The sequence below is a fragment of the Pelomicrobium sp. G1 genome (assembly GCF_051905455.1).
GTDB lineage: Bacteria > Pseudomonadota > Gammaproteobacteria > Burkholderiales > UBA6910 > Pelomicrobium.
In genome coordinates, this window is sequence record NZ_JBQACR010000331.1 from 1 (window position 1) to 277 (window position 277).

Genomic DNA, 277 nt, shown 5'->3' on the forward strand with positions numbered 1-277 from the left:
GGGTGGAGTCGAGGAAGCCGCCCCACTTGACCGTGGGGGAAGCTTCCTCTTTCCCCGGGGCGAGCCCGAAAAGCTCCTCCCGGCTGCTGGGCAGCGGCGCGCCGGCATCCCCCGCGTCCTGGGCTTCGGCCTGGGCCAGCCGCAGCGCCCCGTCCCCGGCCTTGACGGGCACGACGCTCACGTCATCCCGCCGGACGTCAGCGGGCAGGGGGCGCCTTGGCGCACCGTCCACCGGCGCTGCCCGGTGCGTTTCGCCCCGCTCTACGCGCCCCACGGT

1 protein-coding gene is annotated in these 277 nt (G+C 75.5%); it reads right to left on the reverse strand.

Going from position 1 to position 277, the window contains the following annotated elements; translation table 11 throughout:
• On the reverse strand, positions 1-181 hold a 181-nt coding region (locus ACTFO6_RS18725; RefSeq protein ID WP_439935867.1), incomplete at its 3' end, for a hypothetical protein.
• Positions 182-277: the final 96 nt, after the last annotated feature.